Annotated in this window: 13 protein-coding genes; 8 read left to right on the top strand and 5 right to left on the bottom strand. The window is 53.6% G+C overall.

Annotated features, from left to right (window positions below):
- Window positions 1-120 precede the first annotated feature (120 nt).
- Entirely contained in the window at window positions 121-789 is a 669-nt protein-coding gene (locus GM556_RS01020; protein WP_155572710.1) for a TetR/AcrR family transcriptional regulator C-terminal domain-containing protein, read from the top strand.
- A 41-nt stretch (window positions 790-830) separates the two neighbouring features.
- Here GM556_RS01020 and GM556_RS01015 read toward each other — a convergent pair whose 3' ends face one another.
- From GM556_RS01015 to folD, 3 genes are all read right to left on the bottom strand, one after another.
- Entirely contained in the window at window positions 831-2,411 is a 1,581-nt protein-coding gene (locus GM556_RS01015; RefSeq protein WP_155572709.1) for a DHA2 family efflux MFS transporter permease subunit, read from the bottom strand.
- Between the two features lie 8 nt (window positions 2,412-2,419).
- Entirely contained in the window at window positions 2,420-3,562 is a 1,143-nt protein-coding gene (locus tag GM556_RS01010; protein WP_155579025.1) for an HlyD family secretion protein, read from the bottom strand.
- Window positions 3,563-3,768: 206 nt separating this feature from the next.
- Entirely contained in the window at window positions 3,769-4,689 is a 921-nt protein-coding gene (gene folD, locus GM556_RS01005; RefSeq protein WP_370513408.1) for a bifunctional methylenetetrahydrofolate dehydrogenase/methenyltetrahydrofolate cyclohydrolase FolD, read from the bottom strand.
- A gap of 128 nt (window positions 4,690-4,817) precedes the next feature.
- Between folD and GM556_RS01000 the strand changes: the two genes are divergently transcribed.
- Complete coding sequence (locus tag GM556_RS01000) at window positions 4,818-5,882, top strand: beta-eliminating lyase-related protein (protein ID WP_266106802.1); 1,065 nt, start codon at window positions 4,818-4,820, stop codon at window positions 5,880-5,882.
- 22 nt (window positions 5,883-5,904) lie between these two features.
- Here the strand turns inward: GM556_RS01000 and GM556_RS00995 are convergent, their stop codons facing one another.
- Window positions 5,905-7,440: a Do family serine endopeptidase gene (locus tag GM556_RS00995; protein ID WP_370513561.1), complete on the bottom strand. Its 1,536-nt coding sequence runs from the start codon at window positions 7,438-7,440 to the stop codon at window positions 5,905-5,907.
- Between the two features lie 171 nt (window positions 7,441-7,611).
- Between GM556_RS00995 and GM556_RS00990 the strand changes: the two genes are divergently transcribed.
- Both GM556_RS00990 and GM556_RS00985 read left to right on the top strand, forming a co-directional pair.
- Window positions 7,612-8,343, top strand: a complete 732-nt coding sequence (locus GM556_RS00990) for an AzlC family ABC transporter permease (protein ID WP_155572707.1) — start codon at window positions 7,612-7,614, stop codon at window positions 8,341-8,343.
- Window positions 8,340-8,642 carry an AzlD family protein gene (locus GM556_RS00985; protein ID WP_155572706.1) on the top strand — a complete coding sequence of 101 codons (303 nt, stop codon included), beginning with the start codon at window positions 8,340-8,342 and terminating at the stop codon, window positions 8,640-8,642. Before GM556_RS00990 ends, GM556_RS00985 begins: the two co-directional genes overlap by 4 nt.
- An 8-nt stretch (window positions 8,643-8,650) precedes the next feature.
- Here the strand turns inward: GM556_RS00985 and GM556_RS00980 are convergent, their stop codons facing one another.
- Complete coding sequence (locus GM556_RS00980) at window positions 8,651-9,103, bottom strand: nucleoside deaminase (protein WP_230873226.1); 453 nt, start codon at window positions 9,101-9,103, stop codon at window positions 8,651-8,653.
- Between the two features lie 136 nt (window positions 9,104-9,239).
- Between GM556_RS00980 and GM556_RS00975 the strand changes: the two genes are divergently transcribed.
- From GM556_RS00975 to GM556_RS00960, 4 genes are all read left to right on the top strand, one after another.
- Complete coding sequence (locus tag GM556_RS00975) at window positions 9,240-10,010, top strand: pseudouridine synthase (protein WP_099026674.1); 771 nt, start codon at window positions 9,240-9,242, stop codon at window positions 10,008-10,010.
- Between the two features lie 4 nt (window positions 10,011-10,014).
- Window positions 10,015-10,668: an RsmD family RNA methyltransferase gene (locus tag GM556_RS00970; protein WP_155579021.1), complete on the top strand. Its 654-nt coding sequence runs from the start codon at window positions 10,015-10,017 to the stop codon at window positions 10,666-10,668.
- A gap of 92 nt (window positions 10,669-10,760) precedes the next feature.
- A complete protein-coding gene (locus GM556_RS00965) occupies window positions 10,761-13,625 on the top strand; it encodes a DNA translocase FtsK (protein WP_370513560.1) in 2,865 nt (954 codons plus the stop codon).
- 3 nt (window positions 13,626-13,628) lie between these two features.
- Window positions 13,629-14,345, top strand: a complete 717-nt coding sequence (locus GM556_RS00960; RefSeq protein WP_155572705.1) for an RluA family pseudouridine synthase — start codon at window positions 13,629-13,631, stop codon at window positions 14,343-14,345.
- The last annotated feature ends 1 nt before the right edge of the window (window position 14,346 follow it).

Below are 14,346 nucleotides of genomic sequence, written 5' to 3'. Positions count from 1 at the left end.
TGCAGCTCCTGCGTAATCATCACTAAAAAACAAAGAAGAAATGAGGCTCCTATATGGACCCCTCCCCCCGCGCGGCTTATCATGCCCCCTTATGAGCAGGAACAACCCTCCCCTAAAGTAATGACACAGCCTACCAAACCGGCCCCTAAGACCAGTCCAATCCAACACCGCCTTGTCCCAAACAAGGGGAAAAATGCCCCCCGTAAATGTGAGCAAATCCTCACCAGTGCAGGGCAGCTTTTCCTCCAACAAGGATATGAGCGGACCTCCATGTCCCAAATTGCACAGCTGGCGGGGGTCTCTAAAGGCTCGCTCTATAATCATTTTGAGAATAAAGCCGATTTGTTCACTGCCTTTTTTGAAGAACGCAGCCGCACACGGCTTGATACGCTCAAAGCGGTATCCCGCACCCCCCAACCGGATTTGCGTACCGCCCTCATCCAAGCCGCATCGACCATTATTACACTGCTGATCGACCACGAGGCTATCGGGCTGTATCGCATTGTTGTCGCGGAGGCGAATGAGTTCCCCCATCTGGCTGATACGCTCTGGCATTATGGCTTCTCCCGCACGCTGAGCAGTCTCACAGAATGGTTTACCCACAAGCATGAGGCGGGTTTGCTGAAGGTTGATGATGCCGCTTTTGCCGCTGAGCAATTCTTGATGATGAGCCAGACGCGTATTGTCCAACGCACGCGCTTGTCCTTGCCGGTTGATCGCAGCCCAGAGAACATTAACCGTGTCGCCAGTGCAGTGGCGGACCATTTCCTCAAAATATACGCGCCATGAGGGCTGTATGAAGCGGCTCTTATAAAGGGGAGACTGCATCATTAATGCCCTCCCCCACTATGGCCACTCCCTTTCATCGGGGAGAGCAGGAAGCAGAAGGGCACCACGCACAAAGCCATAATCCCCAGCACGTTAAAGAGCTGATTATAAGCTAGCATCGCCACTTGCTTTAGGAAGTCCTGATACATATGCGTAATCGCAAAGGCATGAGCCCGTAAAGGAGCCAGACCATGCGCCTCAGCTAGTTTTTGCATCTGGAAAATATAAGCGCGGAACTCTGGCTTCGCGGCAATCGCATGGGCGGAGACATCAGTTTGTTGGACCTGCCGCATCTCCGTGAGAGCCGCTGTGGAGAGAGAGATAGCCTGTGAACCAAAATAATTCCGCACCATACTGAATAAGGCCGATGCATCACCATTCAACTCGCGCGGGAGGGTGGAATAGGCAATGGTGGAAATGGGCACGAACAAAAAGGCCAGCGGGGCCGTTTGCCGCACGCGGCATAGCACCAGATACCAAAAATCCACATCCGCATAGAGGGTTGCTGCAAAGAAGCAGGATAGTGCCATGAAAAAAAAGCCTAGTGCGATGATATAGCGCACCTGCATATGCTTCATCAGCATCCCCACAAAGGGGATAAGCACCATCACAGCCATACCACCCGGTGCCATAAGCTGACCAGCAATGGTAGCCGTATAGCCCTGCACCTGCTGGGCAAATTGCGGCACAAGCACTGCCGAGGCGTAAAGCAACACGCCTACCGCGCCTATCATGAAGGTCCCAAGGGCGAAGTTACGGTCCTTCAAGACAGTAAGATGGAGGAGGGGCTTTTTGGTCTTTAACAACCAAATAATGGCCCCAATCGTACAAATACCCCCAATAAGAGCCATCGTGGTGATAAAGGATGAGCCAAACCAATCATCATCCTCCCCACGGTCAGCCATAATCTCTAAACAGCCCAACCCTAATGAGATAAGGCTAATGCCAATAACATCGACCTGCTCTTTAGTGGGTTTGAGCCATGGCGGGTCTTCCACCAAAGCAATGACAGCAATGACGGTAATAATCCCAAAGGGCACATTAACGTAAAAAATCCACCGCCATGAATAAGTATCCGTCAGCCACCCACCTACAAGCGGACCAAGGACAGGCCCGACCACAATAGCCAGAGCTGTTAGCCCAAAAGCGGCACTACGTTTTTCCGGTGGGAAAATATCCAAAATGATGGCTTGTTGGACTGGTTGTAGCCCTCCCCCAAAGAAACCCTGCATTAAGCGGAAAATCACCAACATAGGCAATGAGGTCGATAACCCGCATAAAAAGGAGGAAAGGGTGAACATCGCCACGCAAATGAGGAAATAACGCTTCCGCCCAAAGCGTTTTGACAACCAGCTTGAAATGGTCAGCACAATCCCATTGGCCACAAGATAGGAGGTCAGTGCCCATGTAGCATCATCGTAGGAACTCCCTAAAGAGCCTGCAATATGCGGGAGGGCCACATTTACGATGGTGGTATCAAGCACCTCCATAAACGCAGCCAAGGTGACCACGACAGCCACAAGCCAAGGGTTATGGCGTGGCCGCCAGCTATCATGGTCGATAGGGGGGGATTGCTCAGCCATAGCGGGCCTCACTCACCCACATACACAGTTGGCTCAACCGACATCCCCAAAGAGAGGGGCAGCTTATCATCTAACCCATCATCAATAAGAATCTTAACGGGAATACGCTGCACCGTCTTTACAAAATTGCCGGTCGCATTCTCCGGTGGGAAGGCACTAAAGGATTCCCCAGAGCCTTTTTGGATACTATCCACATGCCCTTTAAGACGTAGTTGCGGATAGGCATCAACCTCGATCTCGGCCTTCTGTCCCGGTCGCATATCAGCAAGTTGCGTCTCTTTATAATTAGCGACAATCCACACATCTTTTGCAACGATGGAGAACATCTCTTGGCCAATCTGCACAAAATTGCCTTGCTCCACGGTACGTTGAGAGACCCAACCATCACGCGGGGCGCGAATATCCATCCAAGCAACATTCTGCCGTGCAAGCTCTAATTGGGCTTGGGCTGCTTTAAGGGAGGCTTCAGCTTGGCTGTAATGCGCATAGGCATTGCCGATATTGGCATCCACCGGCTCGGCCTGTGTTAATTGACCTTGCGCTTGGATGACGGCTGCTTTGGCCTCATCCAACGCTGCGCGGGCATAGTCGATATCTTGTTGGGTTGTTGCCGCACGCTCAACCCGATGTTGGCGGGTATAATCTGTTTGCGCCCGAAAGAGCCGCGCTTTTGCATCATCCAACGCCCCTTGTGCGGCCATCAACTGACCGGGGAAGTTCTTCTGTGCAACAGCATAAGCCAGATTATAGGACATCATATCCGCTTGCGCCTGTGCTACGGCCGCCTCGGCTTGATGAAGCTGGGCGATATAATCCCGCCCATCAATTTGCGCTAACAAATCCCCTTTATGGACAAACTGGTTATCATCCACATAAAGATGCTCCACATACCCACTCACATGAGCCGCTATGGAGATTTTACGCCCTGTTACGTAAGCATCGTCCGTTTCCACATGATTGCGATTGAAAAAGAGGTAAAGCGCACTACCCAGCACAGCCATAACCAGAATAAGCACCAGAAGAATCTTCCGTGCCCCACGGTCCTTAAACGGTTTAGAGGCTGCTTTCCCCTGCCCCGCCTGTGCCTGCTGGCCCCCTGCACCCTTTTGTGCCGCAGAGTGAGTGCCAGACTGTGTATCGGACTGCGCCATAATGCCCTCAAATATCAATGAAACTGGCATGATGGCCTAGATGGGCTCCATCACCAAAGCCGTGCCAGATTGTACGAATATGCTAAAAAGAAAATGACCAGTCGGTCATTCTGACTAGAAAGGCAATATACCAACTTGATAGAACAATCAAGAGATTGTTCTATCTCATACGCTCTTACGCCATAAAATCGCGCTAAAAGACGTGCTTAACCCTCAGGCTTCATCTTATGACGGCTTGCCGTTTGGAAGGTATTATGCAAGAGGCACGCAATCGTCATCGGCCCCACACCACCCGGCACGGGCGTGATATGACCTGCCACCCGACACGCATCCTCAAACACAACATCCCCTACGAGGCGGCTTTTGCCCTCCGGGGTTTGGATGCGGGTAATGCCGACATCAATCACCGTTGCCCCCGGTTTAATCCAACTGCCCTTCACCAGCCCAGCTTTCCCCGTTGCTACAACGAGAATATCTGCCTCGCGCGCGATTTTCTCAATCTCGCGTGTGTGAATATGCGCTACCGTAACGGTACAATTCTCTCTAAGGAGAAGCTGCGCCATGGGCCGCCCCACCAAATTAGACGCCCCGATAATAACGGCATGTAAGCCCGTCATATCTTTATGAACAGACTGAAGCAATTTGAGACAGCCCAGCGGTGTGCAGGGAACAATACCGTTATTCATCCCCAAGGCCAGCCGCCCAGTATTCACCTCACCTAGTCCATCTACATCTTTATCAGGATGAATGGCATTGGTGACCGTAGCGGCATCAATTTGGGGCGGTAAAGGCAACTGGACAAGAATCCCATCTACCTTAGAATTCTCATTCAGCTCCTTGATTAACGCCAAAAGCTCCTCCTGCGAGGTGCTTTCGGGCATCATCTGCATGAAGGATTTCATCCCCGCGCGATGGGTTTGGATGGCCTTATTCTTCACATAGACTTCCGAGGCGGGGTCATTACCCACAAGGACAACAGCAAGGCCGGGAAGCTCGTGCCCTTGCTCGACAAGCTGTTCCACCTGCTGACGAATCTCCGCCGTCATCTGCGCGGCCATCGCCTTGCCATCAATTAACTTAGCTGTTCTGCCTGACTGCTCGGTAGATGTTGGTGCTGTCATGCTCATAATCTCCGCCAAACCCATAATCCCGCCTCTCTATGCTTATTGGACAAGACATGACAAGCCCCGTTCTTTCCGCTAGAGACAGAAACTTAAAGAGGCCCCCTCTCAAATAAGGATGAAGGAATACCCCCGTGCGTGATGATATACGCAAAAACTTTGCCAGCGATAATGTAACCCCCGCCTGCCCCGCTGTTATGCAGGCCATCGCTGATGCTAATGTGGGCAATGTTCCCTCCTATGGCCATGATACGCTCTCTCTTACCTTAAACCAACGTTTTGGTGAGGTTTTTGGGGCGGAAGTTGCAGTTTTTCCCGTTGCCACGGGGACCGCTACAAACTCCCTCGCGCTCTCAGCCATGGTGCCACCTTATGGGGCTGTATTATGCGACCAAAGTGCGCATATCAACACAGAGGAAGGCGGCGCGCCGGAGTTCTTCACACAAGGGGCAAAGCTTATTGGGATTCCCTCCCCAGAGGGCCGGATGGACCCCCAAGCCCTGCCCCCCGTTCTACAACATAATCGCGAAAAGGGTGTCCTTGCTCCGCCTTTTGCGGCACTCTCCCTCACCCAAGCGACAGAGTGGGGCACGACTTATCCTTGCAAGACCATTACTCAACTCGCCAGCATCGCGCATGAATATGGGTTAACAGTCCATATGGATGGCTCTCGCTTGGGCAATGCGATTGCTTTTCTTGATTGCACACCTGCTGAGACCACATGGCAAGCAGGGATTGATGTTTTAAGTTTTGGTGGCACAAAAGCTGGCGCAATGGCTGCCGAGGCGATTATCTTCTTCCTCAATGAGCGGACGCGCCCGATGGTCGCTAGTATGGCTCATCGTATTAAACGCAGCGGTCATTCTTGGTCGAAGCAACGCTTCCTCGCAGCACAATTACTCGCTTTGATAGATAATGACGTCTGGCTAGAGAATTGTCGCCACGCCAATATTATGTGCCAAAGGCTGCTCCATGGGCTGCATAAACATCCTGCGGCGCATCTCCCTTTTGCAACGGAAAGTAACGAAATATTCGTTGTGCTGCCGGAGCCTCAACTCGACTCCCTCCGCGAGGAGGGCTATCAGTTTTATACCTATCCTACACCACAGGGCGTGCCGGGCAAGCTCGTCCGCTTCGTCACAAGCTTCTACACACGCCCTGAGGATGTTGATGCTTTGCTAACCAGCCTCGTAAGCTGAGGCTGGCGCATGGCCTACCCCCTTAGGGGGTATCGCCATCACTATCATCATCACCATCAGCCCCTCCATTAGGGGAGACAGCGACAAAGAGTTGTTGTCCGTCCCGTAGGATACGCAACAAAGGAGGCTGGTGTTGTTTAAGGGCCTTTTGCACCAAGGCCACTACGGCATGAGGATTAGCGGTGAGCTGATTACCCACAGCCACGATAATATCACCGGGGCGAATCCCGGCATGGTCCGCGGGGCTGCCTTGTGTAACATCGGCTACAACACAGCCTTGCACGCTATCATCCAACCCCAACTCCTGCCGGATACGCGGTGTTAGAAGCCCCAAAGCAAGGCCAAGCTTGCCAGATGGGGCCTCAGCATTCGTGCTACCATCACTCCCCTCTTGCCCGTTGCGTGTTTGATTACCGATAGTAATGGTCACGCTTTGAGGTTTACCATCACGCAAAATGCTGAATGTCCCCTGTGCGCCGGGAGCTAGAGCAACGACCTTCACGGCGAGGTCATGCGCGCTATGGACATCATGACCATTCAAAGCGAGAACCACATCGCCGCTCTTTAACCCAGCCTTATCCGCTGGGCCACCTTTGATGAGATTCGCCACCAATGCCCCATGAGCCGGAGCCCCCGGATGGTCACCATTTAACCCAAGGGCACGGGCCATTGTGGGTGTGATGTCTTGCGTCTCTACCCCAATAAAGCCCCGCACAACATGGCCCGTTGTCCGTAACTGCTCCACCACAGCACGCACCGTAGCGGAAGGAATCGCAAAGCCAATACCGATCGAGCCGCCCCCATTTGGCGACATAATCATGGAGTTTACGCCAATCACCTTCCCATCTAACGTAATAAGCGGACCGCCGGAATTACCACGATTGATAGGCGCATCAACCTGAATAAAATCATTATACGCACCAGAATGGAGGTCACGGCCTAGGGCAGAGATAATGCCTGCTGTTACCGTGCCCCCGAGGCCATAAGGGTTCCCAACCGCGACAACCCATTGCCCCGGCTGTACATCATCAGAATTACCAAGCTCTACATAAGGGAGATGATCCGCCTTAACGCGCAACAAGGCGATGTCTGTCTTAGCATCATGACCGATGACTTTAGCAGGCAGGGCAGTACCGTCATCTAATTTAACCGTGACCTTCGTAGCCCCGTTAATCACATGGTTATTTGTAACGATGTACCCATCAGCAGAGATAATAAACCCTGAACCACGCGCCTCAACCATACGGTTAGACGGGGCTCCCGGCATCATCTGAAATGGAAAAGGGAAAGAAAACGAGAATCCTTGCGGGCCATTACCACCGCCATTCATCTCGCCATTATCGTCATCATCCATCCCCTCACGAATACGCGCTGTGATGGAAACCACCGCTGGCTTTACTTGCTTTACGATTTGCACGAAGTCTGGAATACCCTGCCCGCCAGACATTTGCGGGCGGATAGGAGTTGCCTGCGCCATAGCTGGCAAGGGCGAAGCTGCCAGCCCAATGACAGGCAAAGCCGCTAGACACGCCAAAGAAAAACGAGAAGGCATCATCATAAAGAGATAATCCTGACACTCTAAATTAAAAGGTACATCACCAAAACGTGCCATTAAAATAAGGATGAAATGCCCTATTCTGCAAGAAAGCAGTACCTAAAAGATATGTAAGGCAGGTCTCTCCCCATTCTCCTCTTGCTGATTAAACGACAGACTTTTACACTCACTCTCATGCAGACCACATCTCCCCCCTCTGGGAAGGGAGCGTTCCTCACGGAGGTCATCCGTGGTGTGAAGGCCTCCTTACCGCTTCTCATCGCATTTATTCCCTTTGGCCTCCTCCTTGGGAGTCAGGCTGTCCAACAGGGATTCTCCGCTTTAGAAGTCCCTTTATTGACGGGGCTTAATTTTGCGGGAGGCTCTGAGTTTGCAGCGGTAGGGTTATGGTCTATCCCCCCGGCGATTATGCTCCTAGCGAGTGTGACATTCCTCATCAATAGCCGTCATATCCTCATGGGAGCGGCCTTAACGCCCTATCTGCGGCATCTCCCTCGTTGGAAAGTCTGCATCCTTCTTTTCTTCCTCTGTGATGAGGTTTGGGCTCTAACGCTCACAGACCTCCAAAGCCGTACTAATAAGCGATTCAGCCCCGGATTTTATATTGGTATTACAGTCTGCCTTTACCTCTGTTGGGTGATTTTTACCTTTATCGGCGCACGTACGGGTAATCTACTGGGAGACCTAACACGCTATGGTATAGATATGGCCTTCCCCGCTGTTTTTATCATGCTCCTTAAAGGCATGTGGCGGGGCGCACGCAACGCTATGCCTTGGGCCATGAGCCTCGTTGTTGCTGTACTGGCTTATCGTCTCATACCCGGTGCATGGTATGTTCCCCTTGGCACATTAGCGGGCATTGGCATGACCATCCTTGTCGTGGATAAGGAGCAAGAAGAGGCATGACCATCCATCTCTCCGCTCTCATCGCCATTCTCGCTATGGCTTTTGTGACCTATCTCACACGTATTTCGGGCTATTTTCTCCTTGCTGGGCGGTCCCTCTCCCCACGCGCTACGGCGATTATGGACCTCATCCCCGGTTGTGTGTTGGTCGCTGTTCTGGCTCCTAGTTTTGCCTCTGGTCGTCCAGCAGAATTACTGGGCCTTGTTGCCACCATGTTAGCGGCAACGCGTTTTTCTCTCCTGCCCACTATGCTTTGCGGCATTATCGTTACGGGGGTTTGCCGCGCTTTGCTGGGATAAGCACACAACTATCGTAAGGCTTGGAAGAAAGCCCTTAATTGGGCCGCTGCCTTACACTCTTGCAGCCCGCTAATAATCTCTGCTGGCCGGTGCAAACAGCCGGGTTGTTGAAAATGCCGTGCCCCGTGATCCACTGCCCCTCCCTTAGGGTCATACGCGCCATATACGAGCCGCCGAATACGAAAATGGCTCATCGCCGCAGCGCACATCGGGCAAGGCTCTAACGTCACAATCACGGTACAATCCATCAGACGAGAGGAGCCACAATATTGCGCGGCCTCTCTCATCGCTAATAGCTCGGCATGGGCACTGGCATCACAATCTTCTTCCACACGGTTGCGCGCCGCCGCGAGCATCTGACCTTGTTCATCCAGCACCACCGCCCCTACGGGCACCTCTCCCGCACGAGCCGCCTCCTCCGCTAAGGTAAGGGCGTGGTACATCGCTTGACTTATGGTCATAACCTGCACAGGGGGCATCTCGGCTTGGCTCATCGCTTTATCATACGGAGAATGAGGATAATAATGGCTGTAAAGCTGCTTTATCCTGCTGTAAATGGATTGCCAAGAAAAGGCTCAGCGCGGTATGTCGCATAATATGACTGACGACCTCTCCTCTCCCCCCTCAACGCAACGTGGCGAGCGCATCGCTAAAGCCCTAGCCCGCCGTGGTGTAGCGAGCCGCCGTGATATTGAGCGTATGATTGAGGAAGGGCGCATTACCCTTGATGGTAAGCCCGTGACCCATCCGGCTACCTTCATCCTCCCCCATGACCATGTTTGTGTTGATGGCAAACCGATAGACCCGCCTCAACGGACGCGCCTATGGCGTTACCACAAGCCAGCGGGGTTAGTGACCACGCATCATGACCCTGAGGACCGCCGCACTGTTTTTGCCTCCCTCCCCAAAGCTATGCCGCGTGTTGTCAGCGTGGGGCGGTTGGACCTGAACTCCGAAGGGTTATTGCTCCTCACCAATGATGGTAGCCTCGCCCGTGAGTTAGAACTCCCCTCCCGCCAATGGATACGCCGTTATCGGGTACGCGTCTTTGGCCTTGTGGATGAAAAGAAGCTCCAAGCCCTTGCTAAAGGCTGTGTAATAGAGGGTGTGCATTATGGCCCTATTGACGCTACGCTGGATTCTACCAAAGGGGATAATTCCTGGCTGACCGTAAGCCTCCGCGAGGGGAAGAACCGTGAGATTCGTAAGGTGATGATGGGGATGAACCTCCATGTCAGCCGGCTCATCCGCCTCTCTTATGGCCCGTTTGCTCTTGGTAATCTCAAGCCGCATGAGCTTGAGGAAGTGGCTCATAAAACACTGATAGACCAAATCCCCTCCTTAAAGCCAAAGAAGGCACGGTCCTAAGGTGATGAGAATCATCGCTGGTACAGCCCGTAATCGCCGCCTACAAGCACCGCCCGGCCTTACGACCCGCCCGACAGCCCAGCGCGCGCGGCAGACCTTATTTGATATGCTCATGCACGCCCCATGGTTTGGTCGCGATGCTTTAGAGCAAGCCATTGTGTTGGATAGTTTTGCCGGTACTGGTGCGCTGGGGTTGGAAGCTCTCTCCCGCGGGGCACAATTTGCTACCTTTATGGAAGGTAGCCGCCCCGGCATTGCAGCCTTACAACATAATCTCCAAGCCTGCGGCATGACACAACGCGCAAGGCTGCGCCATTGTGATGTAACACGCCCGCCTAAGGCCCCGCAGCCTCATACGCTCATTTTCCTCGACCCGCCTTATCATAAAGGCTTGGTGCAAAAGGGATTGCGGGCCTTATGGCGTGCTGGATGGGTAGCTGATGGGGCCCTCATTATCGCAGAGACAGAAAGTGCGCCCTTCACCCCGGATGGCAAAGAGCCAGAAGAGCCTTTCCAGCCCTTCCATGCCCATCTTTTACCCAGCCTCACCGCACCACCGCCCCCGCTGCTTGCACAACGAAGCTTCGGGGCGGCGAGCATACATATTTGGCGGCATGATAATAGCGTAACAGGGACCCGCCCTCCGCTACCTTTATAGGGTCTGAGGGGTTCATTATTTCAGAATCAGGTAAAATAGGTTATCCTTGCTCTCTCATACCATGCCTATAGCCTGCCAGAGGATACGCCCCTGTGCTTTCTCGCTTTCGTTTATCTCCTAAGCTGCGCTCTTTGCTGCCATCCTCTTTACGGGGAAGCAATGGCACGATTGAGCCGCCCCTAGGGGGTATGATAGCAGATGATGAGGAGATTCCTGCATGGCATGAATCTCCCCTCTCGCGCATCCTCTCCGCGCGGATGATGGAGGTACTGGGCGTTATTTTACTTGCTATGGCTCTTGCCATTGCTGCTTCTCTCTTTAGCTTTAACCCGCATGACCCCTCCTTCAACACCGCAACGGGAACGGAGCCAACCAATTTACTCGGCCGTTTTGGCGCGACGATTGCCGATGCTCTTACCCAGCTCCTAGGGCTTTCTGGCATCCTACCAGTACTCATCCTACTAGCATGGACATGGCAGCTCTTACGTTACCACCATTTAGGCCTGCCTCTTTTACGACTAGTTGGGGCAATCATCTTCCTCCCCACAGCCGCGATGATGATTGGTCTGCTCCAACTCACCTTGCCCGGTTGTGATGTCCCATGGCCGACAAGTAGCGGATTAGGAGGGGAGAGCGGTGTCTTCTTTGCCCGCAAGCTCCTCGCCCTAACCACGCAGGAAACAGGCAGCATGGGGGGGATTGTGGCTGCCTTCCTCACTCTGATTCTGCTCGCTATTCTATGCCCTTTAACTATGGGGTTAAGTGGGCGAGAGTGGCGGTCCCTTGGCAAGGGGATGAGTGCTATCATCGTGATACCGCTTCATGCCTTATTACGCACACGCAAACCAGTAGAAGACACCACGCCAGAGACGGCCTATCCCTCCACAATGGGAGGGCCTGTCCGCTATAACCGCCCCGTGCCCGGCAATGGGCCTCGTCCATCTGGTTTTATTATACGTAATCTTAACCGCCAAGCAGAGGCTCTACCCCCGCATAATGTCGCTCCGTGGCAAAAGCCGCTCTCAACCCAACCACAACACCCCCCTGCGCCCCCCCCTGCACCACAGACTGAGGCAGACCCCACGCCCGATGCAGCAGAGGCCGACAACCCCTATGCGCGAATGCTTGCCCATATTCGCCATGACCCCGGCCGAACCCAACAAGCCCAAAAGCTGCATGAGGCCCATGAGCTAGAGGATATTACGCATCATGTAACGATGCCGCCTCATCCTACACAGCCTGTAGCAACAGCTTTTGCCTCTGTGCCAGACAGTCATAAAGCAGCGGAACCCCTTATAACCCCCACCGCCCCCCTTGCTGGCCATGCTTCACCCTCATTCAACGGGCCGGTTCCTGTACCATCGCAGCCCTCTGCGGCCCCTCATGCCCCTATAACGGGTATGACGGCACCCTCAACATGGCTTCCTCCTGCTGTCAGCCTCCTCAACCCATTGCCAGACCATAATGAGACTGGGCCTTCTGACGAAGCCTTACAAGCTAATGCGCAAATGCTGGAAAAGGTGCTTGATGATTATGGCGTACAAGGGACCATCACAGATTACCGCGCCGGGCCTGTTGTCACGCTTTATGAGCTAGAGCCAGCCCCCGGCATACGCTCCTCCCGCGTGATTGGCTTAGCCGATGATATTGCCCGCACGCTTGCGGTATTGAGCGTCCGCATTGCCACCGTACCGGGGCGTAATGTCATTGGGATAGAAGTCCCCAACGCTACGCGTGAGACGGTCTATTTCCCCGAACTTCTTCTCTCCTCCGCCTGGAAGGAACATCGCGGTAAACTGCCCCTCGCTTTAGGGAAAGATATTGCTGGGGAGCCTATTTTTGCAGACCTCGCCCGGATGCCTCATCTCCTTGTGGCTGGGACGACAGGCTCTGGTAAATCGGTGGGGATTAATGCGATGATCCTCTCACTACTTTACCGGCTAAGCCCAGAGCATTGCCGCCTCATCCTCATTGACCCGAAAATCCTAGAGCTTTCCATCTATGAGGGTATCCCTCATTTGATGACCCCAGTTGTAACGGAGCCGCCTAAAGCCGTCAGTGCCCTCAAATGGGCTGTGCAAGAGATGGACCGCCGCTATCGGCTTATGGCGGACCACGGGGTGCGTAATATCAGCAGCTATAATGACCGCATCCGTCATCTTAAAGCGACAGGGGAAACCCCAACACGGCGCATCCAAACCGGCTATGACCCAGAGACGGGCCATCCCGTTTTTGATGAGCATCGCCTCCCCCTTGAGCATCTGCCTTATATCGTCATCGTCATTGATGAAATGGCCGATTTGATGATGGTTGCCGGTAAAGAGATTGAAGCCTCCGTCCTCCGACTGGCCCAAAAGGCCCGTGCGGCGGGTGTGCATGTCATCATGGCAACACAACGGCCCTCTGTTGATGTCATCACAGGGACGATTAAAGCGAACTTCCCAACGCGTATTTCTTTCCAAGTTACCAATAAATATGACAGCCGAACCATCCTAGGTGAACAAGGGGCAGAGCAGCTCCTCGGCCGTGGGGATATGCTCTTTATGCAAGGCGGTGCGCGTATTACCCGCGTGCATGGGCCGTTCATCAGCGATGAAGAGGTTGAAGCTGTGGTGGCGGACCTTCGCTCCAAAGGGGCACCCGTTTATAATACGGAAGTCCTCGCTGATGAGACGGATGAAGAAGAGCAAGCCCCCAGCAAGGGGAATCGCGCTACAGATGATGACCAAGACGCCGCCCTTTATGAGCAGGCCACGGAGCTTGTCATCCGCGCGCAACGGGCCTCCACAAGCTTTGTCCAACGCCATCTCCGCATTGGGTATAATCGCGCCGCTAATATCATCGACCAAATGGAGCGCGAAGGCATCATCAGTGCTGCAAACCATGTGGGCAAACGTGATGTCCTCGCAAGCAAGGAGTCTCTCACCGCTGATTATGATGATGAGGATGATGCCTAACCTATGGCTCCTCCTCCCCTTTTCCGCCCCGGATTCGCCTTACCCCTCTTATGGGAGGACCGGCATTTTATCGTCATCAATAAGCCCGCAGGTCTAGCCGTCCACCCCGGGCCGCAAACGCGCGATAGTGTGGAGAGCCGCCTCACACCGCAAAAACGTGGAGGGCCATGGCTCGTCCATCGTTTAGATACTGATACAGCGGGCTGTTTGCTGGTAGCCCTCCGCAAAACGGCTTTAATTGCTGCACAAAAGGCCTTTGCCACCCATCAAACCACCAAACATTATTGGGCGTTAGTCTCTGGCAAACCAACAGAGCCAACAGGTAGCCTCACCACCGCTATAAAGCGCGTCTCCTCCCCTCAACAAGGTTGGAAGATGGTTTGTGAAGCCCCCCATGAGGGCACAAAGGCTGCGGCACTTGCTCGTACATCATGGCGGGTTTTAGCCCATGATGGCAGCACAAGCCTGCTTGAACTCACCCTCCATACAGGCAAAACACATCAAGCACGGGTGCATTGTGCCGCATTAGGGACACCTATTATAGGCGACCACCTTTATGGTCGAGCAGAGGCCACCGCACCCCTCGCCTTACTAGCACGCTCCTTAGATGTACCACTCCCGCTAGAGGATGGCACGGCTCATACAGCCCCTCATCGCCGCATCCATGCCATAGCGCATCATGAGCAGATGGACGCTTTCTTGCAGAATTATAAGCTCTAAT

Source organism: Bombella sp. ESL0378, assembly GCF_009725845.1.
Classification (GTDB): domain Bacteria; phylum Pseudomonadota; class Alphaproteobacteria; order Acetobacterales; family Acetobacteraceae; genus Bombella; species Bombella pollinis.
The sequence above is the reverse complement of the archived record's forward strand: the minus strand, read 5'-3'. Positions and strand labels throughout refer to the sequence as shown.